Annotated in this window: 27 protein-coding genes and 1 pseudogene; 14 read left to right on the forward strand and 14 right to left on the reverse strand. The window is 48.9% G+C overall.

Annotated elements, in window-relative coordinates:
- Positions 1–34: 34 nt before the first annotated feature.
- From AC0L4K_RS11705 to AC0L4K_RS11720, 4 genes are all read left to right on the forward strand, one after another.
- Positions 35–853, forward strand: a complete 819-nt coding sequence (locus tag AC0L4K_RS11705) for a class I SAM-dependent methyltransferase (protein ID WP_473266256.1) — start codon at positions 35–37, stop codon at positions 851–853.
- Between the two features lie 76 nt (positions 854–929).
- Positions 930–2,414, forward strand: a complete 1,485-nt coding sequence (locus AC0L4K_RS11710; protein ID WP_473266257.1) for a DEAD/DEAH box helicase — start codon at positions 930–932, stop codon at positions 2,412–2,414.
- Between the two features lie 94 nt (positions 2,415–2,508).
- Positions 2,509–3,447: a ketopantoate reductase family protein gene (locus AC0L4K_RS11715; RefSeq protein WP_473266258.1), complete on the forward strand. Its 939-nt coding sequence runs from the start codon at positions 2,509–2,511 to the stop codon at positions 3,445–3,447.
- Positions 3,448–3,478: 31 nt separating this feature from the next.
- The gene (locus AC0L4K_RS11720; protein WP_417222101.1) at positions 3,479–3,820 is read left to right on the forward strand and encodes a HopJ type III effector protein; all 342 of its coding nucleotides are present in this window, start codon (positions 3,479–3,481) and stop codon (positions 3,818–3,820) included.
- A gap of 493 nt (positions 3,821–4,313) precedes the next feature.
- Here the strand turns inward: AC0L4K_RS11720 and AC0L4K_RS11725 are convergent, their stop codons facing one another.
- The 6 genes and pseudogenes from AC0L4K_RS11725 to AC0L4K_RS11750 all read right to left on the reverse strand — a co-directional run bounded on the left by AC0L4K_RS11725 (position 4,314) and on the right by AC0L4K_RS11750 (position 8,982).
- Complete coding sequence (locus tag AC0L4K_RS11725; RefSeq protein ID WP_473266261.1) at positions 4,314–5,114, reverse strand: sulfite exporter TauE/SafE family protein; 801 nt, start codon at positions 5,112–5,114, stop codon at positions 4,314–4,316.
- A gap of 67 nt (positions 5,115–5,181) precedes the next feature.
- Complete coding sequence (locus AC0L4K_RS11730) at positions 5,182–6,744, reverse strand: SulP family inorganic anion transporter (RefSeq protein WP_417222096.1); 1,563 nt, start codon at positions 6,742–6,744, stop codon at positions 5,182–5,184.
- 92 nt (positions 6,745–6,836) lie between these two features.
- Positions 6,837–6,959 (reverse strand): hypothetical protein, encoded by a 123-nt coding sequence (locus tag AC0L4K_RS11735; RefSeq protein WP_473266264.1) that lies wholly within the window; start codon positions 6,957–6,959, stop codon positions 6,837–6,839.
- Positions 6,959–7,459 (reverse strand): nucleoside deaminase, encoded by a 501-nt coding sequence (locus AC0L4K_RS11740; RefSeq protein ID WP_473266266.1) that lies wholly within the window; start codon positions 7,457–7,459, stop codon positions 6,959–6,961. Before AC0L4K_RS11740 ends, AC0L4K_RS11735 begins: the two co-directional genes overlap by 1 nt.
- Positions 7,460–7,551: 92 nt before the next feature.
- Positions 7,552–8,554, reverse strand: a pseudogene (gene dinB, locus AC0L4K_RS11745) (DNA polymerase IV).
- Between the two features lie 140 nt (positions 8,555–8,694).
- The gene (locus AC0L4K_RS11750; protein WP_417222088.1) at positions 8,695–8,982 is read right to left on the reverse strand and encodes a helix-turn-helix domain-containing protein; all 288 of its coding nucleotides are present in this window, start codon (positions 8,980–8,982) and stop codon (positions 8,695–8,697) included.
- A 212-nt stretch (positions 8,983–9,194) separates the two neighbouring features.
- Between AC0L4K_RS11750 and AC0L4K_RS11755 the strand changes: the two genes are divergently transcribed.
- The 4 genes from AC0L4K_RS11755 (at position 9,195) to AC0L4K_RS11770 (ending at position 12,752) form a co-directional block, all read left to right on the forward strand.
- A complete protein-coding gene (locus tag AC0L4K_RS11755; RefSeq protein ID WP_473266267.1) occupies positions 9,195–9,386 on the forward strand; it encodes a hypothetical protein in 192 nt (63 codons plus the stop codon).
- Positions 9,387–9,517: 131 nt separating this feature from the next.
- A complete protein-coding gene (gene olsF, locus AC0L4K_RS11760; RefSeq protein WP_473266269.1) occupies positions 9,518–11,233 on the forward strand; it encodes a bifunctional ornithine lipid synthase OlsF in 1,716 nt (571 codons plus the stop codon).
- A 104-nt stretch (positions 11,234–11,337) separates the two neighbouring features.
- Positions 11,338–12,036 (forward strand): VWA domain-containing protein, encoded by a 699-nt coding sequence (locus tag AC0L4K_RS11765; RefSeq protein ID WP_417222081.1) that lies wholly within the window; start codon positions 11,338–11,340, stop codon positions 12,034–12,036.
- 11 nt (positions 12,037–12,047) lie between these two features.
- Positions 12,048–12,752 carry a DnaJ domain-containing protein gene (locus tag AC0L4K_RS11770; RefSeq protein WP_473266271.1) on the forward strand — a complete coding sequence of 235 codons (705 nt, stop codon included), beginning with the start codon at positions 12,048–12,050 and terminating at the stop codon, positions 12,750–12,752.
- A 13-nt stretch (positions 12,753–12,765) separates the two neighbouring features.
- On the opposite strand, the gene AC0L4K_RS11775 is transcribed toward AC0L4K_RS11770, so the two are convergent.
- Together AC0L4K_RS11775 and AC0L4K_RS11780 are read right to left on the reverse strand one after the other, a co-directional pair.
- Positions 12,766–12,951, reverse strand: a complete 186-nt coding sequence (locus tag AC0L4K_RS11775; protein ID WP_473266273.1) for a hypothetical protein — start codon at positions 12,949–12,951, stop codon at positions 12,766–12,768.
- 20 nt (positions 12,952–12,971) lie between these two features.
- On the reverse strand, positions 12,972–14,036 hold the full coding sequence (locus AC0L4K_RS11780) for a hypothetical protein (RefSeq protein ID WP_473266275.1): 1,065 nt from the start codon (positions 14,034–14,036) through the stop codon (positions 12,972–12,974).
- Positions 14,037–14,166: 130 nt separating this feature from the next.
- On the opposite strand from AC0L4K_RS11780, the gene AC0L4K_RS11785 reads away from it, so the two are divergent.
- The 5 genes from AC0L4K_RS11785 to AC0L4K_RS11805 all read left to right on the forward strand — a co-directional run bounded on the left by AC0L4K_RS11785 (position 14,167) and on the right by AC0L4K_RS11805 (position 18,963).
- Complete coding sequence (locus AC0L4K_RS11785) at positions 14,167–15,051, forward strand: fumarylacetoacetate hydrolase family protein (RefSeq protein ID WP_473266277.1); 885 nt, start codon at positions 14,167–14,169, stop codon at positions 15,049–15,051.
- Between the two features lie 215 nt (positions 15,052–15,266).
- Positions 15,267–15,632 carry an EF-hand domain-containing protein gene (locus AC0L4K_RS11790; RefSeq protein ID WP_473266278.1) on the forward strand — a complete coding sequence of 122 codons (366 nt, stop codon included), beginning with the start codon at positions 15,267–15,269 and terminating at the stop codon, positions 15,630–15,632.
- Between the two features lie 120 nt (positions 15,633–15,752).
- Entirely contained in the window at positions 15,753–17,090 is a 1,338-nt protein-coding gene (locus AC0L4K_RS11795; RefSeq protein WP_473266280.1) for a sensor histidine kinase, read from the forward strand.
- Complete coding sequence (locus AC0L4K_RS11800) at positions 17,083–17,568, forward strand: hypothetical protein (RefSeq protein ID WP_417222066.1); 486 nt, start codon at positions 17,083–17,085, stop codon at positions 17,566–17,568. The genes AC0L4K_RS11795 and AC0L4K_RS11800 overlap by 8 nt, the downstream gene beginning before the upstream one ends.
- Positions 17,569–17,589: 21 nt before the next feature.
- Entirely contained in the window at positions 17,590–18,963 is a 1,374-nt protein-coding gene (locus AC0L4K_RS11805; protein ID WP_417222064.1) for a sigma 54-interacting transcriptional regulator, read from the forward strand.
- A gap of 102 nt (positions 18,964–19,065) precedes the next feature.
- Here AC0L4K_RS11805 and AC0L4K_RS11810 read toward each other — a convergent pair whose 3' ends face one another.
- From AC0L4K_RS11810 to AC0L4K_RS11830, 5 genes are all read right to left on the reverse strand, one after another.
- The gene (locus tag AC0L4K_RS11810; protein WP_417222062.1) at positions 19,066–19,419 is read right to left on the reverse strand and encodes a YkgJ family cysteine cluster protein; all 354 of its coding nucleotides are present in this window, start codon (positions 19,417–19,419) and stop codon (positions 19,066–19,068) included.
- Between the two features lie 34 nt (positions 19,420–19,453).
- A complete protein-coding gene (ybaK, locus tag AC0L4K_RS11815; RefSeq protein ID WP_417222061.1) occupies positions 19,454–19,927 on the reverse strand; it encodes a Cys-tRNA(Pro) deacylase in 474 nt (157 codons plus the stop codon).
- 33 nt (positions 19,928–19,960) lie between these two features.
- Positions 19,961–20,488, reverse strand: a complete 528-nt coding sequence (locus AC0L4K_RS11820) for a hypothetical protein (RefSeq protein WP_473266284.1) — start codon at positions 20,486–20,488, stop codon at positions 19,961–19,963.
- A gap of 38 nt (positions 20,489–20,526) precedes the next feature.
- A complete protein-coding gene (locus tag AC0L4K_RS11825) occupies positions 20,527–21,066 on the reverse strand; it encodes a BPSL1445 family SYLF domain-containing lipoprotein (protein ID WP_417222056.1) in 540 nt (179 codons plus the stop codon).
- A gap of 197 nt (positions 21,067–21,263) precedes the next feature.
- Positions 21,264–21,527 (reverse strand): DUF3820 family protein, encoded by a 264-nt coding sequence (locus AC0L4K_RS11830; protein WP_473266286.1) that lies wholly within the window; start codon positions 21,525–21,527, stop codon positions 21,264–21,266.
- A 173-nt stretch (positions 21,528–21,700) separates the two neighbouring features.
- On the opposite strand from AC0L4K_RS11830, the gene AC0L4K_RS11835 reads away from it, so the two are divergent.
- Positions 21,701–22,540 carry an MOSC domain-containing protein gene (locus AC0L4K_RS11835; protein WP_473266288.1) on the forward strand — a complete coding sequence of 280 codons (840 nt, stop codon included), beginning with the start codon at positions 21,701–21,703 and terminating at the stop codon, positions 22,538–22,540.
- Here the strand turns inward: AC0L4K_RS11835 and AC0L4K_RS11840 are convergent.
- Positions 22,513–24,459, reverse strand: a complete 1,947-nt coding sequence (locus AC0L4K_RS11840; protein WP_473266289.1) for a tRNA(Met) cytidine acetyltransferase TmcA — start codon at positions 24,457–24,459, stop codon at positions 22,513–22,515. The two genes, AC0L4K_RS11835 and AC0L4K_RS11840, sit on opposite strands and share 28 nt — an antisense overlap.
- Between the last annotated feature and the right edge of the window lie 6 nt (positions 24,460–24,465).

The raw sequence follows: 24,465 nt of genomic DNA on the forward strand, positions 1-24,465 counted from the left end.
CAACAGACCAACGCTTAAGAGTAAGGACACACCGATGGATATTGATCAACATTACAGCCATCACACAGATGAAACCTTTCTACTGCAGCAGTTACGTGAACGTTACCCTGAGGGCCCCTCGGTTTATCAACTCGCCCCGTTGGATCAACTACACATTGGTGGCATCAAAGCCTCTGAAAAGCTGTTACACCAACTGAAACAAGACCAACCAAAGCGTATTCTTGAAATTGGCTCCGGCATCGGAGGACTGATGCGTATGCTGGCGGCCACAGAGACCGAGGTGATTGGTATTGATATCACCCACCGTTTTAACCGCCTTAATCGTGCCATTAGCAACCTAACAGTCCCCGTAACATCACCCTCAGTGATCACCTGTGATGCTCGCCAACTACCTTTCGCCAACCATTACTTTGACTGCATTATATTTCAACACAGCTTATTAAATATTCCCCAAACCGATCTTTGCTTGCAAGAGTGTCGTCGAGTACTTACTACCAACGGCTCATTATTGTTACATGAGGTACTCCAGGGACCTAACCCTCATAACATGCGTTATCCTGTCCCGTGGGCGAGCTGTGCTGAACAATCTCACCTGCTAACATTTGAAGCGATCAATGGTATGTTACAACAGCATAATTTTAGCCTCGAAAGGGCTGAAAATTGGTCTAGTGACGCGTTACAATGGCGCCAACGACAGGCCAAAAAAGAAGATTCAGTTAAAAGTCCTGCGACCCTGTCACCGTCAAAGATTCTGGGTAAAACATTCAGCCAGATGGGGCCGAATGTGATGGCCAATCTAAATGCCGGTGCAGTTGAGGTGTGGCAACTCAGTTGTCGGGGTCAAAAGGCATAATCACTGCCATTTCGGACGCCTTTCCTGTATCCTTCGCGCTCCTGTCATTTCGACAATGTAGTTATAGAGAGAGTGCATGAAATTTACTGATCTGGGCCTATCGGCACCGATACTTGATGCCGTTACCGATAAAGGTTACGAGACCCCTTCGCCCATTCAGGCGCAAGCAATTCCGGCGGTGCTGGAAGGCAAAGACCTGATGGCTGCGGCCCAGACTGGCACCGGCAAGACCGCAGGCTTTACCCTGCCACTACTTGAGCTATTAAGTCGTGGTGAACGCGCCCAAGGCACACAGATTCGTGCCCTGATTCTGACCCCCACCCGAGAACTGGCGGCACAGGTTGCCGAAAGTGTCGGTGACTACGGTAAACATCTGCCGTTACGCTCCGCTGTGGTATTTGGTGGTGTCAGCATCAACCCACAAATGATGCAGCTACGTAAAGGGGTCGACATTCTGATCGCCACCCCGGGCCGCTTGATGGATCTGTATAACCAGAATGCTGTCAAATTCAATAAAGTCGAAGTACTGGTGCTGGATGAAGCCGACCGGATGCTGGATATGGGCTTTATTACCGATATCAAAAAAATCATCAACCTGTTGCCTAAGCAACGGCAAAATCTAATGTTCTCTGCGACCTTCTCAGATTCAATCCGCAATCTGGCAAAAGGCCTGGTCAACAACCCAGTTGAGATTTCCGTCGCCCCTCGCAACACCACGGCGAGCAACGTCAAGCAGTGGATCTGTCCGGTCGATAAAAAACAGAAATCAGGCCTGTTCAGCCATTTGCTGGCCGAGCATCAATGGCATCAGGTATTGGTTTTCACCCGTACCAAGCGTGGCGCAAACCAACTCTGCAAACACCTCGACTCAGAGGGTGTTAAAGCGGCGGCTATTCATGGCAACAAGAGCCAATCAGCCCGGACCAAAGCACTGCTTGAGTTCAAACAGGGTAAGATACAGGTCTTAGTTGCCACCGATATCGCGGCCCGCGGTCTGGATATCGACCAACTGCCTCAGGTGGTCAATTTTGATCTACCGAATGTCGCTGAAGATTATGTTCACCGGATCGGTCGTACTGGCCGTGCGGGTGCAAGCGGACAGGCTATCTCATTAGTCAGTGCCGATGAGTTTGATCAACTGTCCGATATAGAACACCTGATTGGTCGAATACTCGAGCGTGAAGAAGTACTCGGCTTTCAGCCACTGCACAATTTACCAGAATCGAGCCTCAGCAACCGTAAGCGCAAACCCAACAAACCGAAACGCGCTAAACCACAAGGTGGTCATCAAGATGGGCAGCGCTCAGGCGATGTCGCTCGGGGTCACAAACCAGCGGGCAAAAACAAACGTCATCGTAGCAGCACCGGTAACCGTCAGGAGCAGCCAAACGCAGCAGGTAAACCTGCTCAACGTAAAGCGCCGGCTAAAGCCGCCCAAGGTAAAGCCAGCGGCACAGCACAACAGCCCGCTAACCGCGGCCGCTCTAATAACGGCAATGTTCCGGCAAAACCGGGCAACCGTCGTCCAGCACGCAATAACCCCGGCCCTAGTCGCGGTTAATCGTGCCGGATGGTCGGCTATTACGGGTGGAAATCATCACCGCTTAAGGTAAAGTGCTACTCTCATTCAGAAAACAATATGAGTAGGTAACACAATGCGTTTTCTTTTTATCGGCGCCGGCGGTATCGGCTGTTACTACGGCGCTAGACTTCAGCAACAGGGGCACCAGGTTGTGTATCTAGCTCGAGGTGAACACCTACGAGCACTGCAGGACAACGGCCTGAGTATCAATCACCCCGAGCTTAGCTTCAACCAACCGGTTGAGGCTCTGGACGATAAAAGCCTGCAACGCCGCTATCACTGTGACAATTTCGACCTCATTCTGATGACCCTCAAAGCTGGCGCCACTGCCAGCGTACTAGATCAGATGGCCGACTGGCTCAATACCGCAGAAACACCCGTTCTGTCATTACAAAACGGCGTTGATAACGAACCACTGATTGCACAGGCCCTTGGCCGTCACAGGACCCTCGGCGGGCTGGCAGTCCGCATTGGCGGCCATATCATCGCACCCGGCAAGATTGAGGCTACCGGCCCTGCCCAAGTCGTTATGGGCAGCTGGCCAAACCATCAAAGTGAAGATATTTTTCCTGCAGCAACACTAGACACCTTTGCCACTGCCTTTAATGACGCCGGCATTCCCACCCAACTCAGCCATGACATCCGTCATGAACTATGGCGTAAGCTCATTATTAATAATGGCGTTAACCCGCTTTCAGCACTGACCCGACTGGATACCCGAACACTGACCTCCCACCCCGCCTTCGGTAAAACCGTCTACCGAATGATGCAGGAAGTGGCCGCCGTCGCGCCAGCGGATGATGTTATCCTCAGTCAGACAGATGTGGATGAGATGTATCAGTTGATTTGTCATTTTGATGCGATTAAAACCTCGATGTTGGTCGACAAAGAGAAGGGCCGCCCCCTTGAGTTGGATGGCATTAGCGGCGCAGTAATTAGCCGGGCAATTAAACTCAATATTGAGGTGCCCAATACCGAATTAATTCATGCCCTGCTATTACAGCAGGAATAAGCCTTTTAATTGAGCAAGACAGGAGTTCCGAATGGATCTGCAGCAGTTTATCCAACAACTAGACCAACCCGGTAACATCGACTTTGAAGATAGCATGGCTGTTATCGAAGCGAACTACGATTATTCACCGACCCGCTTCTTCAATGGCGAACTAATCAATGAAGCCGGCACCAATGAAGGCTCTTGTAAAATCTTCGCCTTTGCACAGCTAAACGGTCTGTCAGAGCAGCAAACACTGAACTGCTTTGGCCGCTTCTATCATCAAGATGTATTGCAACATCCAAATGGTAATGATCATGGCAATATCCGTAATTTTATCACCCACGGATGGTCGGGTGTGTCTTTTGATCAAGCTGCATTAGTGCCGAAATAACCTTACACCAACAGCCGCATACCTGAGGAAAAAGTTTCTATAGCTAGGCCTAGCGATTACTGTCACCAAAAGCAGACGCTAAGGTCGCCTAATCCAGACAATTTTAAGACTTTTTCCTATAGCCAGGTTATAACGATATAGCCATAATTACTTCCGTTGGATCGACACTCTTTAGGGATGAGGAACAAGCTGGGGGAACAAGGACGTAGTAAAGCGATATGGATATGTCCTATTGGCAGGACGCTAGCGGGGATTTCGCATAATAATTTCCATGGACGGGAGGCCTCTTCTGGGATCTTGAAGAGGCTGCAGTATGGATCTGCAACCACAGCAGGATGGATTATAGAAAAAAGAGCTACAGGCGACTGTAGCTCTTTTTTTATTTCCACTAATCAGTACTAACATTCGCGATATCACAGGCAAAGCCCACCACAAACCCAGAACGCCAATCCGCTCAATACGTCTAGGTAAGGCTATCCACCTACAGCAAGATTTACATAACCGAGCTGATCATCTTAATTGCCAGCCCTAACAGCAGCAGCGCGAATACTTTCTTCAATATAGGCACCGGCAACAGGTGCGCCACATGTGCGCCGACAGGCGCCATCATCGAACTCATCAATGAAATCAGTATCACGCCGGGAAGGTAGATAAAACCAACCACATAATCGATCTGCAAATCTGCCGATAAACCGTTAACGATATAACCGATGGTACCAGCAACTGAAATAGGCAAGCCAATGGCCGCTGAGGTGCCGATCGCTTTCTTCACATCGATATTGTGCCAGCTAAGGTAGGGCACCGTCAGAGTTCCGCCACCAATGGACACTAATGCTGAGATGCTGCCAATCACACTACCAGCGGCAAACAGCGCCGGCGTACCCGGCAAATTTCGGCTCGGTTTAGGCTTAATATTAAGAAACATCTGCGTTGATGCATACACCAGAAAGCAGGAAAAAAAGATCCCCAGAAAAGCGGAGCTAAGCACTGAGGCCAAAAAGGTTGCCAGAAAAGCCCCGACAACGATACCCGGTGCCAGTCGCTGAACCACCGACCAAATTACACCGCCTTTCTTATGATGCGCTCGCATACTGGAAATCGATGTAACCACAATCGATGCCATTGATGTTCCCAGTGCTAAGTGAACCACCTGATCGACAGGAATCCCCTGCCAGATAAATAACGACGTTAGCACCGGCACCATCACGAGGCCGCCACCAATACCCAGCAAACCCGCTAAGAAACCGACCACCGTGCCCAGCACGATAAACGCAATAATTAATTCAATATCCATTCTCTACATCCGCTATAAATAAAAACCGCGATGGTTGTCGCGGTTTTTCATCGTTAACAAAATCTAATCAACCCAACTTATCGGCCGCAACCTTATAGTCTGGATCTTCATCCCGATTGATTTCAACAGCCGTACCCGCTTTTTCCAACAGATGAATACACTCATCGCTAAGGTGGCGAATATGAATATCGATATTCGCTTTCTCATACCGTTCGACCAGGGAATCAATCACCTCTACACCGGAATGATCCATCACACGACAGTTAGCGAAATCGATAATCACTTCCTGTGGGTCAAACTTAGGCGTGAAGTTATCACGGAAGGCTTGGACCGAACCAAAAAACAGTGGGCCATGGGGCTTATAAACCTTCAAAAAACCGTTATTTTCGATGCTGGTATCGATACGCATATGCTTAGCATGCTTCCAGGCAAACACCAGTGCCGACACGATCACACCAACAATCACCGCAATTGCCAGATCAGTCAATACAGTAACGACGGTGACGACCACAACCACGATAGCATCCGAGGGTGGGATTTTACGCATCAAATTAAGGCTAGCCCACTCAAAGGTGCCGATCACGACGATAAACATCACCCCAACGAGCGCTGCCACTGGAATCATCTCGATCCAGCTAGAACCCACCAGAATGAAGAGCAGCAAAAACAGCGCTGCAGAAATACCGGAAGCACGCCCCGTACCACCCGAGCCAATATTAATCATGCTCTGACCAATCATTGCACAACCCCCCATACCACCGAAGAAACCGGTAGCAACATTGGCTACGCCCTGGCCTACACATTCCCGGTTGCCTCGACCACGGGTCTCAGTAATCTCATCGATTAAGGTTAGTGTCAGCAACGACTCGATCAAACCGATGGCCGCAAGAATAAGCGCATATGGCAAGATAATACGCAGGGTTTCAAAGTTAAGATCGACCATTGGAATATGGAACTGTGGCAGCCCACCCGCAATGCTCGCAGCAGGATCACCGGTCATATCAACCAGCACATCCTGTACACTGCGTGCCGCATCAATATCAAGGCCAATCACTAAACCGGTCACGACCAGAATGGCCACCAGCGTCGATGGTACGGCTTTCGTCAATTTAGGTAGGAAGTGGATAATTGCCATCGTCAAGACCACCAACCCTAACATCACCCCCAGTTGTGAGCCTTGCATCCAGCCCAACACGCCATCGGCATCTGACACTTGAAACTGCTTCATCTGCGCCAGAAAGATAACGATCGCTAAACCATTAACAAAACCCAACATGACAGGATGAGGCACCATGCGGATAAACTTGCCCAGCCGGAAAGCCCCAGCCAGTATTTGCAGAATCCCCATTAACACCACGGTGGCAAACAGATATTCAACTCCATGTTCAGCCACAAGACTAACCATCACTACGGCCAAGGCACCGGTAGCACCGGAAATCATGCCTGGACGACCACCGATTGTCGCGGTAATCAAACCGACCATAAAGGCCGCATAAAGGCCGACTAATGGATCCACCCCAGCAACAAACGCGAATGCCACGGCTTCCGGAACCAGCGCTAATGCAACCGTAAGGCCGGATAGCACATCGGATTTCATGCTTTGAGAACGTTTATAAATCAACTGCAGCATAATAGAATACTTTTCCTAAATTGAGCTTTCAAATCGAGCTCTGGCGGCAAAAAAAGCGCGATTATAGCACTGTGCAACTGCACAAAATAGAGTCAGGAACGGATATGCTTGAACAGTTTACCACGAAGGGTAACAAGGTTAGTCGCGGCAATATCCGAGGCTAGCGCTCTCACCGCGGTAGATACATGGGCTTTATAATGACTTTGCAGTTGCATCAAATTACGCCATGCAGGGGGAGTTTATCGGCTTGGGTTAGCATTCCGCCGTCAGGGTCTCGGGCGATATAACGGACAGAGCCAATGCCTGAAACCAGTAAGCGTGTAAGACACATTGGGCAAGGTTCCAATGTCACCAACAGCGTTAACTGCTCCGCAGGGTGTGGCACCAGCCCAGCTTCCAACTGATCAATAAGCAACATCTCCGCATGAGCGCTGCTGTGGTAATCAGCAAAGGCCGCGTTCGCACTGTCTTTAGAGGCCACTGCCTGACTGAAAACCCGATTTTCCGATTGCGCCACCACCTGCCCTTGGGGATCAATGAGTAGCGCCGCGACACCATAATTCCCCTGTTCCAGCGCATCAAGCGCTAGGCGGCAAGCATCTATGCCATACAGATCGTCACGATACGCCGGGTCAGGCTGAAGCCGATTTAAGCGATTGATCAGTGTGCTTATTTGCGCACTATCTTGAACGCTTTCCTGATCAACTCTAACCATCGGTCTACCTCTTCGGCGCCCCCATTAAAGAAGCGACTATTAACCCCATCACTAGGTGTTTAGTTAGCATACTTAATTATTCGTTTAAGCAATTATTCCAGTAATTTTAACTGCACCGCTTGTTGTTGGTTCTTTGCTTGCAAACGGTAGCCTACCCCAATTAAACGCACTTTTTTTGCCTCGAAACCAAGCTTCATGACAGAGATGCTGATACAGCACCAACGGACATTCCGCAGCACTTTGCTCAACGGTGGTCTGGGTAAAATCCGAAAACTTTAACTTCATCACTGCACCGGCTATCTCACGCTGCTGCGCATGTTTCTGAAAGCGTAGTGCCAGTTCGCTCAACATGGCCGGCAACTTTTCAATACAGCTATCGAGATCAGGTAAATCAGCAGCAAAGGTATGCTCCACACTGATCGATTTACGTTCTCGGCTCGTTTTCACCGGGCGGTCATCAACACCTCGGCTTAGTTCATATAAGCGTTTACCGAAGCGACCAAAGCGATCGACCAACTGAGCCATGCTCAATGTTCTTAGATCAGCACAGGTTTCTATGCCCATCTGTTGTAACTTAGCGCCAGTCACCTTGCCTACACCAAAAATCTTTTTAACCGGCAACTCAAGCACAAAGGCTTCTAACTTTTCCGGGGTTATGACGCAAAGCCCATCCGGCTTATACCAATCGCTGGCTATTTTAGCGATAAACTTATTAGGCGCGACGCCGGCGGAAATAGTAATCCCAACATTGTCCCTCACCCGCTGCCGTATCTCCTGTGCAATTAAGGTTGCACTACCGCCCTTAATCGTCGAACCGGTCACATCAAGATAAGCTTCATCGAGGGATAGCGGTTCAATCTGATCAGTATAGTCGGAATAGATCGACATGATCGCGACGGATGCCTGTCGGTATTTTTCCATGTTACCGGGAATGACGGTCAGATTGGGGCACAACTTCATGGCATGGGCGGTTGCCATTGCCGAGTGAATACCAAATTGTCTAGCGGGATAATTGCAGGTGGAGATCACACCACGACGGTCAGATGAACCACCAATGGCTAAGGGGATATCACTCAGGGATGGATTATCCCGCATCTCAACGGCAGCAAAGAAGCAGTCACAATCACAATGAATAATTTTACGTAAAGGTGTATCAGTCACTTCATGGCCCGGATCAACACAAACTGGTTTTGTATTTACCCAAGCCTACTACGAAATACTGTACAAAAAAACAGTTACTTGATTTCTAACGCTTGCTTTACACGATTAATATTTTCGCGTAACCAGTCAGGATTAATAGCCCCCCAATTATCGACCACATAGTAACCATCGTTATTACGCCGCCCATCCTGCTTAAAATAGACATTAACCCCCATCCCGGGAATTGCTTTAATAACATCCTGAATGGTACGCCGTGGCCAACCAGTTTGCTCCATCAGGACCGGTACACTTGGACGTTCGGTTGTTGCTATCAAATATGAGATAAACAACCGACGCGCAAACGTCCTGTTGAGATTGTTCATGATACTTCAGATTCCTTAGACGAACTCAAAGCCAAAAGACTAAGATTCACAATTGCTAAATTAGAAAACCTTATTATAAGGCCTAAGCATGATAACGTCCAAACAATCGGATCAAAACTCGACCTTGATCGTATATAGCCCCATGAAGCATTTTTCAGCCTCGAAATAAATCAAAAGTCTTCTAAGCTTTAGCTATAAGAAATAGGACATAAATGATGACAAGCGATAAAACCAACAAAACAACCGGTCATGAAACGCCCTTTAACGACAAGCGTTCAGGTCATGACCGACGTGAACACAAAGACCGCCGTGATGAGATACGCTTCCAAGAGAATCGGCGTAAAAACCACGGACGTCGTATCGAAGATAAAGACCCTTGGAAGGATGCCCTCGAGTTTGATTAATAGCCCTTCTCTTAACAGCACTCGCCGGTTACTGCCGGCGTTGTAACTACACTGTCACCTTTCTGACAACCTACTGTCACGCAAATCACATAAATTCGACAGCTGAATAGTCATCAGAAAGGTTAGCGATCGTGATCAACGTTGAACAGGTCATCACCCATAAATACCCCTCTTTTGCGTCCAGACCCTCCGTTATTCGAAATACTGCGCTATTTGCTATGCGACGTATTTTTCATGAACAGGAGGTCAACCGCTTTCTTGAGGAAAACCACACCTATCAAGGGTTTGATTTTATTGACCGCGTACTCGATTACTTTAATTTCACGTACTCGCTGAGCCATAAAGATGTAATGAATATCCCCTCCAGCGGGCGAGTGCTGATCATTGCGAATCACCCCCTAGGGGCGCTCGATGGACTGGCTCTGTTAAAAATGATTGGTGAAATACGTAAGGATGTACGTATTGTCGCTAATGACATGCTGTCATCATTTACTCAGCTGAGCCCGCTATTACTGCCCGTCGACAATCTCAATAAAGCGACCCGCAAACAGGATATCGCCAATATCAACAACGCTCTCCATAACGAAGAAGCGGTGATTATTTTCCCTGCCGGCGAGGTCTCCAGAGCCGGCCCTACCGGTATTAAAGATAGCCACTGGAATCAGGGCTTTCTTCACTTTGCGCGCAAAACCAATAGCCCGATCCTACCCATTTTCATTGGCGGTAAAAACTCCTCACTGTTTTACACCGTATCCGGTTTCAATAAAGCGCTTGCCGCACTGCTGCTTCCGCGGGAAATGTTTAATAAACGCGCCATGAACCTGCAGTTCAAAATCGGCGAACCCATTCCCTACAGCCAATTAGATAAGCTGCCACTACCCAGCCAAGAAAAAAGCAAAATGGTACGTAAGCATCTCTACCGGCTGGCAAAAGGTCGAAAGCCAATCTTTAAAACCGAAAAAACCATCGCTCACCCGCAAAACCGACAAGCGTTAAAAAAAGAACTCAAGCAATCTGAGCGTCTAGGAGAGACCGCCGACGGTAAACGCATCTACCTATTCGACTACCATGCCGACTCGGCTGTTATGCGGGAGGTGGGCCGCCTGCGGGAAGTATCGTTCCGCTGTGTTGGTGAAGGTACCGGCGAAAAACTCGATATCGATCGTTATGATGCCCACTATCGCCACCTCATTCTATGGGATGAGGAAGAGCTAGAGATCGTTGGAGCCTACCGTCTTGCTGAAGCTTGGCGCATGAATAACAGTGAAGATGATCAGCTCTATAGCTCGACACTGTTCAACTATACTCCTGCAATGCAGCAATATTTTGAACAGGGTATCGAGTTGGGCCGAAGCTTTGTGCAACCTAAATATTGGGGAAAACGCAGCCTAGATTATCTCTGGTATGGAATCGGCGCCTACCTTAAACGGCACCCAGAAGTACGCTATATGTTTGGCCCGGTAAGTCTGAGTAATAGCTATCCGCAACATGCTAAAGATCTACTGGTATATTTTTATCGTTTGTATTTCCCCGACAACGATAGCCTAGGCAAGTCATTGACCCCTTATAGCATTAAACCGGACACCATTAGCGACCTACAAACGCTATTCTGCGGCAACGACTATAAAGAAGATTTCAAGATACTCAAACAGCAGATGGATTTCCTTAACTGCACGGTGCCAACCCTGTACAAACAATATGCGGATGTCTGCGAAGCCGGGGGCGTGCGCTTTCTTGATTTTGGTGTCGATGCCGACTTCAATTTCTGTGTGGATGGGTTGGTATTGGTCGATATGAACCACCTAAAAGCCAAAAAACGCAGCCGCTATATCGGCTCATTGAATTAACCCATTTAGTTTTAGATCATAAAGAGGCTGCAAGGCCTCTTTTTTTCTGCCAGACTTTCCGACAGACACTTATTTTCAGTCAATACTCGTCAGGTCTGAACCCTATGAAAGATAAACACGCTCTCAGCCCACGCTCCAGCGAGCAAGAAATTGAAGCGTTTCTGCAACAAGCACGACAGTTGACAGTCCCCCAAGGTAACGGCCGGTTAATCTTTGCCCTCGATGCCACCGCGAGCCGCGAGAAAACCTGGGATCATGCTTGCCATCTACAAAGTGAGATGTTTCTCGAAACTCAAGAACTCGGCAAGCTAGCAGTGCAGCTGTGTCACTACGGTGGCATGCAGCAATTCCGCGCCAGTGAATGGCTACAGGACACCCACAGCTTGCTCAACCGAATGAATCAAGTACAGTGCCTCGGGGGTCATACCCAGATTGCTCGTTTGCTACAACACAGCCTCAAACAAACCCGCCAACAGGCCATCCAAGCGATTATCTTTATTGGCGACAGCGTCGAGGAGCCGGTCGATTTTCTCTGCCAACTTGCCGGACAGCTCGGTATTCACTCCACGCCATTATTTATCTTTCAGGAGGGCCGCGACATCACCGCAGCTAACGCCTTTAAACAGATGGCTAAACTCTCAGGCGGAGCTTACTGTCGCTTTGACAACAGCAGTGCTGCCACCTTAAAAGCGTTATTAAGTGCCGTAGCGGTCTATGCGACAGGTGGTCGACGGGCGCTGCTCGAGTATGCTAAGCAAGGCCATCCGGATGTTCTTCAACTTACTCATCAGCTCAAATCCTAAGGATTCTCATCTTGAACCCCATTGTTCTTATACTGCTCGGCTTACTGTTATTGTGTTGGTTCTTTTGGCTGCGCCGCAAATCACCTGCAGATCAACGCAAAGCCAATATTATGCTACTGCTCGGTGTACTCGGCGCCGCCCTCTTCTATCTCACCTTTACCGGCAAGCTCCATTGGCTAGGTGCCGTATTTGCTATCCTACTGCCCTTCGCGCGGCGATTGATTCCGATGCTCCCTATCGTTGGCAAGCTCTTTAAACACTATCAAAGCAAGCAAAGCAGCGCCGGCAACACCTCAGAGGTCAAAAGCCGGATTCTCAAGATGCAACTAGATCACGACAGTGGCTCACTCGAGGGAGAGGTGCTGGAGGGTCCATTACTGGGGCGTCAACTGGCGAGCCTAAGTGAAGCGGAGTTTATTGATCTACTGAGTTACTGCCGCCAACACGATGTCCAATCCGCCCGACTGCTAGAAACCTATCTAGATAAACGTTTTGGTGACAGCTGGCATACCGATGATCACGATCACGCCAGCGCACCCAGCGAAATAGACAAGGCCTATCAAATACTCGGCCTTGAGTCTGGGGCATCAAAAGATGACATTATTGAAGCCCACCGCCGGCTGATGCAGAAACTGCACCCGGACCGAGGCGGTAGCGATTACTTAGCGGCGGAGATTAATCAAGCCAAGGATCTTTTATTAAAACAATTTGGCTAAGCAAACACCGTAGCTACTTTTGCTTAGCATCATCCACAATAATCTCGTTTAACAGTTCATCATCGATATCCGCCGCCTGCACGGGCGAGTTATGCAACACGGCACCCGTCAGTGGAGAGGGGGCGGGCGTCGATGAATCGTCAATCTCAGACGCGGTCGCAGTGGGTACTGGGTTATCACTCGCTAACAATACATTCATGATAGTGTCATGATCATCGCTTATCTGCCGTTCTTGGTCAGACGGCAATAACTGCCCCCCTCCAACCCTGAAGGCTGCCAAAGCTGAAACGTGGCGCCTAAGGCCGCCAAACGCTCGGAACCGGTTTGTAACACCAACGGCCCAGCGGTGGTACGACGAAATAACATCAGATACTCGTGTTGATTAGCATCCAACATACTAAAAATTAGCTTGCCTGACTGAAGGTATTGCCAACGCCCCTTTTCAGTCACAACCTTGCCAGCGGCATCACGGCTGACCAACTGAACTTGATTATCGTCAGATAACTTAAACATCACCTGATGTCCCTCTGGCGGCTGATACCAGTATAGTCCTGTCACCGCTTCGATCGCCGTATGACCTTGACGGGCACACCCGGAATACTGCTGGCCGAAAAAAGTCATCTGCGCCGTCAACGGCAACAGGGTGCCACTGGCGCTATCGATGCAACGCTGCTGCATTATGGTTATCTGAAATGGCTTTTTACTTGGCTTTACCTCCTGATAACGGGCTATCACAGGAAATGGCGTCTCAACCTCGGTGTCATCATCTTTGGAGCCCTTGGCTTCGGACTCCCCCAGCGTTTTAAAACGGTAACGTCCCAGCGGCTTGATACTTTTAACCACAACATGGTCAGTTCTTATATCGGCAACCCAATAAGGATCGCTACTCGCCGCCCGAAACACTATACCATCAAGGCGAAAGTTACAGGTGGCGGCCGTACCGCCCACCGTATCGATCTGTTTAACCAATAATCGATTATCCAGTGCAGGCTCCACCGCCCCCTGCAACTCCATATATAGCTCTTTTTTGCTAAATTCAGTGAACCGCTGGTAATACCCCGTCAACGCTTGCTGTTCGGTAAAATCCTGCAGCGGCCACCAACGCTTTTCATGGCAAGGTTGAAACCAGAGCTGATCCTGGCTTTCAACCACCACACCGGACAGCGACTGTAGCGGCGCTTGAGAAGGAAAAGGCTTCGGCTTTTCTACCGCACATCCTGCTAACATCAGCGTCATTAACAAAGGCGAAATATGAACAACCGTTCGAATCATCAGTTTTGTCATGTCTAACTCATTAAATTCCTTCTAGCATACCCTGCAATACAGACCACTTAAAGTAGTGCACGGGGACGAATTATCAGTTTATACTCTGCTAAAATCACTCTCACTTTCAAATAATTAGGGCCCCTAGGCAATGAAGCTAGCGCGATTTAAGCATGCAGAAAAAGAACAGCTAGGGTGTGTTGTTGCTCAGCAGATCATAGCCATTCCTGAAACGCTTTTTTCGGGCACAATGCCAGCGTTGCTGAACCAGTTTGAAGTATTTAAGCCACAACTGGAACAGCTGATATCCACCGCTAACAGCCCTCTTGATTTGCATCAAGTACAACTATTGGCACCGATTCCTCAGCCGGAAAAATTTATCGGCGTCGGGCTGAATTATGCCGACCATATCGCGGAAACCGGCTTAGCCATCCCGGAATTCCCAACTCTGTTTAATAAACAATCAAGTTGCGTCACTGACCCAGAGGCGCCTATTTACCGTCCTCATATCTCTGACAAGCTCGATTATGAAGGCGAACTGGCACTGGTGATTGGGCAATATTGCCGCAACATTAGTGCGGCGCAGGCACCTCAAGCCATTGCTGGATATACCATCGTTAATGATGTATCGGTGAGAGACTGGCAAATTAAATCCCCCACTTGGACTCTGGGGAAATCGTTTGATAGTCACGGTCCCATGGGGCCTTGGATTGTTACATCCGACAGTATTGAGCCACACAATCTAGACCTCAAGACTTGGCTAAATGGCGAGTTACGCCAGCACTCCAACACCCGCCACCTAATCTTCGACTGCTATCAGTTAGTCGCTACACTCTCGTCGGTATGCACGCTCAAACCCGGAGATGTCATCGCCACCGGCACCTGCAGCGGCGTGGGTGTAAAAATGAAACCCCGAGGTTATATGAAACCGGGTGATATCGTAACGATCGAAATCGAAAATATTGGCCGCTTGAGCAACCCTATTTTGCAAGAATCAGAGAACAATAGCTTCATCAGTCAACGGCCAGTGTCTTAAAATAATAACCCTTTAAGTTATTGTTTTATAAAAGAACAGTAAACACCGACTAAATACACGTCTGCTTTTAGAGACAACATTAAGAAGTTAGTTCATACTAGCCTACATGAACGCCCATTAAACAAAAGCTATCTTATTGTTTAATAGGTTATTTTATAAATACGGCCTAACAATTGCTTATCACTGAATAACAGGCAATTATTAGGAGATCGGGTATGCATAGGGCAACCATACTATTAGCACTGACATTGACAGCAACAATGGCACAGGCGGAACCTGAATACCGATTAAAACGGCTATCGAATGTCGAAGTCATTGAACATATTCGTTCTGAGCTGCCTAAAGAGGCAAAGCTTGTGAACAGAACACGTTCATTAACAATGTTTGAATCACTCGATAGAAATCATGACAATGAAGTATCATTAACTGAGATGCGGCAGCATCCAACACTGGCAAGCAGTTTTCATAAACTGGATATCAACAATGATGGCGTGCTTAACCAGCAAGAGGTCGCACCACTCCAAGCAGAAGTGAAAGGGTTTCGAAGCATACTCAACCTTTCAGCACTGAGAATTATCTAACAATGCATTGTTTAGGAAACGTCATACTATAAATAATTTAAATACTGTGAAGCGTTCTTCGCTGCAAACACGATCATTAATGCAACTGGTGGTGTTGGCTTTTTTCTAGTTGTCGCCCCCTTGGGTGTACTTATCTACCAAGCAACGGACTCGATGGTGACTTTGTCTCGCCAGGGACGCGAGCACGCCAAAGAAGCGCTTGATTTTTTCAGTCGCAGCCAACACCTCCGAGAGCTCTCCGGCGATCTAGTTCGCTCAGCACGACAATACGAAGTGCTTAAAAAGACCGAAATAGAAGATCGTTTTCGGTCGCAACTCGCTGAATATAAAGAACTCCTACAGCTACACAGCTTTCTGATTGATTCCGGTAATATCGCCACTATTTTTTCGCTGATCGCCGAACTTGAAACCTTACCACTGGATAAAGAGACCGCCGAAAAAGTCAGTAGACTGGTGCCTCTAACCCAGACATTGTATGATGACACCCGCAAGAAACTTGACCAACGCTTAGAATTTCTCAATGCGAAAGCAGAAGAACAGCAAAATCTGCTCTGGCTGCAGGCAGGGTTACTGATAACCCTATCGACCATTCTGATTCTCTTTTTCAGCATCCGAATCACCCGGCCGGTCAAACAACTGATGTTACGGATCAAGGCCTTAGGTCATGGTCAGCTGGATATGTCTGAACCCTTTAAGGGACCAAAAGAGTTTCTTGCTCTGAATGATCAACTCGAATGGCTTGAAACCCATTTGCAGTTGCTCGAACAGGAAAAACAGGCTTTTTTAAGGCATATGTCTCATGAGTTAAAGACACCTCTAACAACACTGAGAGAAGGGACCGATTTACTCGCCGAAGAGCTGGCCGGTCCGCTGACCCAGAACCAGAAAGAAATTATCGCGCTGATGCAGGAAAACAGCCTCTCGCTACAGTCACTTATTGAGCAATTATTAGATTACAACCGCTTACAACACGGCGGCGAGCATGAACTAAACAGCCAGTCGGTTTTGCCCATCATCAAAGAATCTCTGGCATCCCATAAACTGTTGCTCAAACAGAAGCAGATTCAGGTAACATTACCGAAACAAGATTGCCCTTGGTGTGTCAACAAAGCGTTATTACAACGTGCGTTAAGCAATCTTATTTCCAATGCATCGGTTTACGGTTGTGAAAAGGGGCTACTCAAAATAGGATTAACAACCCAAAATGACAGTCTCAAAATAGAGATCGGAAATACCGGCCCAGAGATCCCCGATAGCGACTTAGCACAGCTGTTTGATCCCTTCTATCAGGGGGTCAATAAACGTCAAGGATCAGTCAAAGGCTCCGGCATCGGTTTAAGTATTGCCCGTGAATCAATCAAAGCCATGGGCGGCAATTTAGAACTACATAGCAATAAGGATGGTTTTGTAAGTTTTATGATCAGTATTCCAAACCAAAAACAGGCTACCCATGCGTAAAGCACTGCTAATCGTATTGGCCGCGGTCATCATCAGCGGCTGTCAGGCAAGGCAACTCATGCCCACACCTGAGAAACACTTAGAAGCCTCATGTGTATTAGGCGATATGACCGAATGGATGGCACAGGAACAACAGTACCAACAGGCCTCATCCAATGTTAGATCCTTACTACTCAAAAAAGCGACTGCCGATAAGAAAACGATCACGCTGGCTATTTTGCTCAGTCAGCCGGATAACACCACGGCCCAATTAAAAAAATCCATCGCACTATTTGAACAGCTCGATTTAAATAATCCCCCCCAATCAGATGCGGAGCAATACCTGCTAGTGCGCTACCAATACACACTGGCGGTCATGACATTACAACGTGCTTTGAACACCGCAGACCTTGAACGCAAAGCGCTATCCACCGAACGGGATAAGCTCAAGCAGCAAATAGAAGCCTTAACTCGCATTGAGAATGACCTGTCTCGCTAGAAAGACAGAGAGGAGAAAAATATGAAATCGACTCAGCAACTCATCCTGATCGTTGATGATGATCCGGGTATCCTAAAAGTTCTGAGCCTGCGCTTAAGTGCTTCTGGCTTTCGCATAGACACCGCCAACTCAGGCGTTGAAGCACTACAACGTATCAAGCATGAAACTCCTGACCTTGTTCTGAGCGATTTGCGCATGGATGGTATGGATGGCATGGCGTTATTTTCCGCCATTCAAGAGGATCACCCTGCATTGCCAGTGGTCATTATCACGGCCCACGGCTCTATTCCTGATGCCGTTGATGCAACCCAGAAAGGCATTTTCGGCTTCCTGACTAAACCGATCGATAAAGACCAGCTACTCAGCACCATCAATTCTGCACTGGATTCTGCTCATGCGCAGGATGATAGTTGGCGCAGTGCTATCGTCACCCAAAGCCCATTGATGAATGAACGACTCAGCCAAGCTGAACGGGTTGCTAAATCTAATGTTAGCGTACTGATTACCGGCCCGAGCGGTACCGGCAAAGAGCTGATGGCCAAAGCTATTCATAATGCCAGCGACCGTCACAGTAAACCTTTTGTCGCTATCAACTGTGGTGCTCTACCCGAACAGCTGCTGGAATCAGAGCTATTTGGTCATGCCAAAGGCGCATTCACCGGCGCAGTCACCCAGCATGAAGGCCTATTTCAATCAGCCCAAGGTGGCACTCTGTTTCTGGATGAGATCGGTGATATGCCAACCACGCTGCAGGTTAAACTGCTGCGGGCGATTCAAGAACGCACCATTCGCCCTGTCGGCTCGACCCGTTCCCTCGATATCGATGTACGGGTAATATCGGCCACTCATCGCAACCTTGAACTCGCCATGGAAGATGGTGAGTTCCGTGAAGACCTGTATTACCGTCTCAATGTGGTTAATCTAGACCTTCCACCTCTACGGGATCGGCCTGAAGATATCCCACTATTGGCGCGCTTTTTTGTCGAGCAATCGGCTAAGCGACATAACCCTAAGGTCAAAGGCATCTCACCGGGGGCGTTGCATATTCTTGCTCAAGCCGCTTGGCCGGGAAATGTGCGTCAACTAGAAAACGTCGTCGAGCAGACCGTTGCGCTATCCAGCGCACCGATTATCAGCGAAGGCTTGGTCAATCAGGCAATCGCTAATCAGGACCGGGTTATCCCCTCCTTTAACGAAGCCCGATCCAGCTTTGAACGCAGCTATCTCACCAAAGTGATGCATATCACCGCAGGCAATGTGACCCAAGCGGCCAAGATTGCCCAGCGCAACCGCACCGACTTCTATAAACTGCTTAACAAGCATGATTTAGAAGCCTCGCAGTTCAAGCTAAGCCGCAAAAGTAATGAGTATCTCGAACAGAAAAAAGCGGGATAAAACCCAGCGACAAAAAAGGCTGATGCAAACACATCAGCCTTTTTCGTTGTAAGCGGTTTTCCTTTTTACCCCATCGACTAGACACTCAGTAAGCCAATCAGTTTATACCAACACTTGCCGAGTATTTGCGATAAGTTGATGCACTTGGTCTTCAATGGCAGGCTCGATCATCTCTTCCGGCCGGCAACCGTTTGGACAGGCTAAACGTGGTGTCGTACCAAATAAACGGCAAATCAATGGCCGCTCTGCATAAACCGTACAGCCCTTTGGCCCGAGATGAACGCAGCTAAATTCATTTAATGCCGCCTCATGCTCTGCATCAGACTTTACCGGTAACCGCGACATCTCCTCCGATGAGGCTGTTACAGGACCACAGCAATCGTGACAACCCGGCGTGCACTCAAATGAGGGGATACGCTCACGCAATCGCACGATAATCTCTTGGTTGTTGTTCATTGATACCCTTTTAGTCTACACGCCCATATGATCGCTAACGGCCAATACTCGCCATAACACCATTCGTTAACTGCAATAAATCAGCCGGACTTAATTCAACTTCCAAACCTCGCTTGCCCGCACTGACAAAGATTGTTTCAAACTCACTGGCAGAATCATCTAGCAATGTTGGTAAGCGTTTTTTTTGTCCCAGCGGGCTGATACCACCGACCAAATAACCACTACTACGCTGCGCCTGCTGCGGTTCAGCCATGGTCACTTTTTTCGCTTTTAAAGCACTCGCCGCCGCCTTAAGATTTAGTTGTCCGGCAACAGGCACAACCGCCACCGCCAACTGACGATTATCACCGTTAAGCGCCACCATCAGTGTTTTGTACACTTGCTGGGGTAAAATATTCAATGCCTTAGCCGCTTCATCGCCATAGGAATCACAGTCAGGATCATGGGCATATTCATGCAGCGTAAAACTTATTTTTGCTCGTTTTGCTAACTTAATCGCAGGGGTCATCTATAGCTTCACTCCAAATATTTCTCCAGAGGTTTACTCCAACAGGCCTGTACCATCCAGTATATCAATCACATCAATAATGGTGCCATTCCCCTCAAGCACTCGAATAATCTTATGGCCTATTCGACGATGCTCCTCTCCCGCGATGCGGTCTAACCGTCGCTCCAGCTCATAGGGTAAGGCCTCTGAACGGCGATACAGATCTTGATCTAGAACTTCGCCTGCAATAACTTTTTCCTGCCAACCGGGAGGCAGTTTTCCTCCTCTAGCAAGTTTTTTCTGCAACCCCGGCGGCAGTGACTTCGGCTTATGCTTGCCCTTTCCTTTAGTCTCATATGAATAGTCATCACCAAGATAATACTGGCGAATATTACGCTGCTCATTATCATCAAAACGGTGAGACGCTTTACCCTGTTGATCGGACTCTTTGTATCCTTGATGATTATCTGCAGCGGATTGCTCAGCGCCGTTGCCAGCCCATTCCGGTTTTTTAGCCAGCACCGATAGCGGGGCTAACAACAATGCACTCGCCAACCATAAAGTTATCATTTGATTTCGCATTTTATTTTGCCTAATTCGATGCCACATTAACTCACCCGTTACCGGTTAATCCGCGTTATTTTTGAGCCTTCAATACTCAAGTTATACATCAGCCCTTTATTAGAAAATATAAAACCAATAATCGGCTGCTGTACGGTATTCGAGTCGATGGTGCCGCCCGCACCGAGTGTTGCCAAGGCGACACTACCATCGACCCCGGCTTCCCAACCATCACTGTTGCGAAATTTAGTCAGCGCTGCTTGAGTCATAAAAAGCAACACCTGTGATTTTATCTGTGCACCTAACTGAAAACCGATAGACGCCGCAGCTACATTGTAATATCCCGCGGTTTTACCGCCGATGCGCAAAGCCCCTTCACCATACTCACCACCAATACCAATACCCGCCTTGATAACATCAGGAAAGACTAATACTCCCACCGCCTTACGGCTCAACGCTTTACCTGCAGCGCTATGCTGATAAAGCGCCTGCAGTGCCTGATCAACCTTAGCATCAATCTCTTGAGCTGATGCGGCGTTGGCATTCAGTGGCATCAATAACAGCAAGGAAGCGGTCAGAAAAGCGATTACAGATTTCATCGTGGTTCTCCAATGTGACTGTCTATTTAGGCTATCCATTCGGACTATCACACAAGGTACACATAACCCTATGACGATAAAATGCCTACTGAAAGTATGAGTGACAAACCCCGTAGCAGCAACCTAACCCAGCCTAACCACACCTTACCCTAGTAATACGAAGACAATAGTGCTGCGGCGATTAATAAAATCGCCGATCAATATCGCTGTGTGAGTGGCCGTAAAACATCTTCCAGCCCATTGAGCTTCACCTCATAGAGGATCTGCAACAAAATACCAATCTCGCCCTCAGGAAAGCCCTTACCGGCAAACCACACGAGATAAGGCTCCGGCAGTTCTAGCAAGAGTCGGCCTTTGTATTTACCAAATGGCATCGGCATATTCGCCAATTTTTGTAACCTTTCGGGGGTAATCTCCATAGTGGCCTCATATTGAATCGATGGACCGTTTACACGGCTCAAGCCATTCACTATACATCAAAACGCAGTGCTATTAATGGCAAAACGACCTTACTGGCACGATAGGCCCATGCCTAGAAAAATTGCTTTTTCAGCCGATCGAAGCGAGGATAGCAAGCATCATCAACGGCAGCCAATATTGCCATCACCGCCACCGAATCACGAGAGAACCTGAGATGTCACCAAGCCTTTCCGCTATCACGGTTTACCCAATCAAATCCACCGCGCCGATTAGCCTAAGCCGCAGCGCAGTAACCGTAACGGGACTGGCCTTCGACCGACAATTTGTCCTGTGTAATGAGCAGGGCAAGTTCCTCACCGCCCGCAGCCATCCGCAACTCTTGGCAATTAAAACAGCCTTGCTACAAGAAGGATTGCTTATCACGGCACCAGACATGGTGCCACTGCATCTTGAGTTCAGCGCCCTAGGGCAACAATACGATGAGATCGCCGTTTGGAAGGATACTATCCATGCCCAATATTGCGGCTTGGCCGCTCAACAATGGTTTGAAAGCTATCTACAACAACCTTGCAAGTTGTATCGCTTTGGCCCGCAATCTGACCGCCCCGTGAGTGACCATTCAGAGCATCAAGTTGCCTTTGCCGACGGTTACCCGCTGTTACTCATCTCGAAAGCGTCCCTGAGTGATCTAAACCAACGCTGCCAAAACGCCGTATTGATGGAACAGATGCGCCCCAACTTAGTGGTCGACAACTGCGTAGCTTATGCGGAAGATCGTTGGAAACGGATCCGTATTGGTAGCGTTGAATTTGCCGTTGTGAAACCTTGTGGGCGCTGCATCCTCACCACCACAGACCCAACCACATTGACTCGCAATCCAGAACGGGAGCCCCTTAGTGTATTAAAGAAATACCGTAAAGGAAGCGATGGTGAGGCTCACTTCGGTCAAAACCTAATCGCCCTCAACAGTGGTATCGTTAACTTAAATGACCCTGTAGAGATACTCGAAACAGGAGAACCGGAACACTATCCAAGCGAGCTGTTAAAGGATTGACCATCCAACGCCGCTAACAGATCAGCATCAATCATGGTGCCGGTAAGTGCTAATTGTTGTAGCTGTTGCGCGGCCTTCTCTGCGCCCTGCTGCTGCAATGCCATACCCGCATCAGAGACGCCTCGCAACATCACCGCCGCATAGGTGCCACTGACTTTATCCCGATGGTGGCCTAGCCGCTGTAACTGCAACCCAAAACGCTGCCAGAAACAACACAGTGCCGGGGTGGCTCCAAAGCTAGCCCCCAACCAATCGATATCAACAATCCCTTGCTCGACAGCATGCAACAGCTGGCTGCCGATGCCTCGCCGCTGCAGCTGAGGGTGCACCGCGATGCGCATGACGCGAAGTCCTCGACAATCGGCCGCTGCGGGGATTTGACAATGAGCTAGCAAGGTCTGAGGAATCAACTGCCCCTTAGGCCGGCGAGTGCCGTTAATAATCGCATTAGCCAATTCAGTCTCGATCGGGCCTTCATAGGCCAGCAACACCGCCGCAACCAACTGCTCTTCACCCGCCTGCTCAATAAAGCCGGCCCAGATTTCAATATTAGGACTATCTAATAAGATCCTCAGATCGCCAGGTGTGGTTCGGTAGTGCGCCAAAATCAACAAGCCAAATAGCTGTTTTAGTTGGCGAGTATCAGCCACTAACACATCCCGATCGAGTTTTCTAAAACACAGCGCTAAATGCTTAGCCGCCGTCATATCAGCGGGTTCTGCATCCAGCATCAATGCTTGATAACTAAATCGCTCCAGCGGATCGCCCTCAGCCCAACGTACCGGCTGACGCAAACATAACAGCTGCCGCTGGGGTACTTGGCGATCAAGGTAGGGCATAAAGCGCACGGCAAACCCCTGCCCGGTGCCCTCATAGCCATGCAGGGTCGATGCAAACACAACCCGGGGATAGGCTAATAAACTGAGTAATACCGGCGCAGGTATCGCAGCCGCCTCATCCACCAGCAACAGGTCAGCTTCTGGGCGGCACTGTAATAATTGATCCGGTAGGAAAAAACGCAACCGACTTTGCCCCACTCGCCAACAGTCCCTTTCGCACTGCAACGATCCCTCGGTAAAAGACCGCTGTAGCTGTAGCACAACCGCCTGTATCGCGCTTCGGGAAGGCGCCGTTAACAAGATGTCTAACACTGACCCGGTATCAGTCACTGCTTGGCGATAACGCTGTTGCATCAAGCGGGCGGCAAGAAGCCCCAATGCAGCACTCTTTCCCCGCCCCCGATCAGCGGTGATAACCGTGACCGCACGTGATTGATTGAGAATATCTTCACCGTGTTCAACCGCGGCTTGCTGATCGAGGGTTTTAAAGGGTGCAAGCTCTGCTTCTAAAGCGATCGCAGGTACCGGTAACAACCGATGCGAATCTCCCGGTAACAGCCGCCGAGGATCGGGCTTACCCTGCTCAAAATGAAGTAGCTCGCTATCGGCAGCGATAGTATTTTGCAGATGTAGAATAAAACGCCGCCCCACATCCGCCGCCGTAAAAGGTGGCACGGCAATATGGCGATATTCGGGATCATCAAAACGCAACCACTGGTCAGTGGGAGGGGTGATCAAAATAAACACTCCGCCAGCGACTAAAGTCCCTACCACCTGACCAAAACCATTCGGATTAAAGCCACTCCAACTATCAAACACAATGCCTTGGCACTCTCGCCCTAGCAGTTGATGCGCCTGTTTAGCACTCACGAGTTGCAGCATGGCCGGTGGTTTTAAACCTTCCGGCTCGCCCACCCACAGCCAGCCCGGTGCCTGATCGTCGGATTCAGTTTGCTGCAGGGGCGGATACGAAAAACCATCCATCTGCGCCTGACACCAAGCTTGTGTACCACTTAACACCACCAACTGCCGGTGCGATCGGCGACCCGCACTCGCCAGTACCCCTTTAAGGTCATTCAAAATTGA

The sequence above is a fragment of the Amphritea sp. GJ51-11 genome (genome assembly GCF_055808735.1).

Excerpts from the sequence above, each read along its gene's own strand:
- AC0L4K_RS11835 (WP_473266288.1), top strand. The coding sequence starts at position 21,701 with ATGTCACCAAGCCTTTCCGCTATCACGGTTTACCCAATCAAATCCACC.
- ybaK (WP_417222061.1), bottom strand. The coding sequence starts at position 19,927 with ATGACCCCTGCGATTAAGTTAGCAAAACGAGCAAAAATAAGTTTTACG.
- AC0L4K_RS11785 (WP_473266277.1), top strand. The coding sequence starts at position 14,167 with ATGAAGCTAGCGCGATTTAAGCATGCAGAAAAAGAACAGCTAGGGTGT.
- AC0L4K_RS11800 (WP_417222066.1), top strand. The coding sequence starts at position 17,083 with ATGCGTAAAGCACTGCTAATCGTATTGGCCGCGGTCATCATCAGCGGC.
- AC0L4K_RS11765 (WP_417222081.1), top strand. The coding sequence starts at position 11,338 with ATGAAAGATAAACACGCTCTCAGCCCACGCTCCAGCGAGCAAGAAATT.
- AC0L4K_RS11810 (WP_417222062.1), bottom strand. The coding sequence starts at position 19,419 with ATGAACAACAACCAAGAGATTATCGTGCGATTGCGTGAGCGTATCCCC.
- AC0L4K_RS11730 (WP_417222096.1), bottom strand. The coding sequence starts at position 6,744 with ATGCTGCAGTTGATTTATAAACGTTCTCAAAGCATGAAATCCGATGTG.
- AC0L4K_RS11750 (WP_417222088.1), bottom strand. The coding sequence starts at position 8,982 with ATGAACAATCTCAACAGGACGTTTGCGCGTCGGTTGTTTATCTCATAT.
- AC0L4K_RS11710 (WP_473266257.1), top strand. The coding sequence starts at position 930 with ATGAAATTTACTGATCTGGGCCTATCGGCACCGATACTTGATGCCGTT.
- AC0L4K_RS11820 (WP_473266284.1), bottom strand. The coding sequence starts at position 20,488 with ATGCGAAATCAAATGATAACTTTATGGTTGGCGAGTGCATTGTTGTTA.
- AC0L4K_RS11780 (WP_473266275.1), bottom strand. The coding sequence starts at position 14,036 with ATGACAAAACTGATGATTCGAACGGTTGTTCATATTTCGCCTTTGTTA.
- AC0L4K_RS11805 (WP_417222064.1), top strand. The coding sequence starts at position 17,590 with ATGAAATCGACTCAGCAACTCATCCTGATCGTTGATGATGATCCGGGT.
- AC0L4K_RS11775 (WP_473266273.1), bottom strand. The coding sequence starts at position 12,951 with ATGAATGTATTGTTAGCGAGTGATAACCCAGTACCCACTGCGACCGCG.
- AC0L4K_RS11790 (WP_473266278.1), top strand. The coding sequence starts at position 15,267 with ATGCATAGGGCAACCATACTATTAGCACTGACATTGACAGCAACAATG.
- AC0L4K_RS11825 (WP_417222056.1), bottom strand. The coding sequence starts at position 21,066 with ATGAAATCTGTAATCGCTTTTCTGACCGCTTCCTTGCTGTTATTGATG.
- AC0L4K_RS11725 (WP_473266261.1), bottom strand. The coding sequence starts at position 5,114 with ATGGATATTGAATTAATTATTGCGTTTATCGTGCTGGGCACGGTGGTC.
- AC0L4K_RS11740 (WP_473266266.1), bottom strand. The coding sequence starts at position 7,459 with ATGGTTAGAGTTGATCAGGAAAGCGTTCAAGATAGTGCGCAAATAAGC.
- AC0L4K_RS11720 (WP_417222101.1), top strand. The coding sequence starts at position 3,479 with ATGGATCTGCAGCAGTTTATCCAACAACTAGACCAACCCGGTAACATC.
- AC0L4K_RS11755 (WP_473266267.1), top strand. The coding sequence starts at position 9,195 with ATGATGACAAGCGATAAAACCAACAAAACAACCGGTCATGAAACGCCC.
- AC0L4K_RS11715 (WP_473266258.1), top strand. The coding sequence starts at position 2,509 with ATGCGTTTTCTTTTTATCGGCGCCGGCGGTATCGGCTGTTACTACGGC.
- AC0L4K_RS11705 (WP_473266256.1), top strand. The coding sequence starts at position 35 with ATGGATATTGATCAACATTACAGCCATCACACAGATGAAACCTTTCTA.
- AC0L4K_RS11735 (WP_473266264.1), bottom strand. The coding sequence starts at position 6,959 with ATGCAACTGCAAAGTCATTATAAAGCCCATGTATCTACCGCGGTGAGA.